1 protein-coding gene is annotated in these 286 nt (G+C 64.3%); it reads left to right on the forward strand.

Annotated features, from left to right (window positions below):
* The coding region (locus EN808_RS35940) for an ArsC/Spx/MgsR family protein (RefSeq protein WP_135918279.1) at positions 1–286 on the forward strand (286 nt) is incomplete at both ends.

Raw genomic sequence — 286 nt, forward strand, 5'->3', positions numbered from 1 at the left:
CGAGTATCTGAAGATGCCGCCGAGCCGCGAACGGCTGATCGAGCTGATCGGCGCGATGGGCATCGCTCCACGCTCGCTGTTGCGGGAGAAGGGAACGCCTTACGCCGAGCTTGGCCTCGCCGACCTGAAATGGAGCGATGGCGAGCTGATCGATTTCATGCTCGCTCATCCGATCCTCATCAACCGGCCGATCGTCGAGACGCCCAAGGGGGCAAGGCTCTGCCGGCCGTCGGAGGCGGTGCTGCCGCTGCTCGACAATCCGGTGCGCGAGTTCGTCAAGGAGGAT

The organism is Mesorhizobium sp. M8A.F.Ca.ET.165.01.1.1 (assembly GCF_004792065.1).
Lineage (GTDB): Bacteria > Pseudomonadota > Alphaproteobacteria > Rhizobiales > Rhizobiaceae > Mesorhizobium.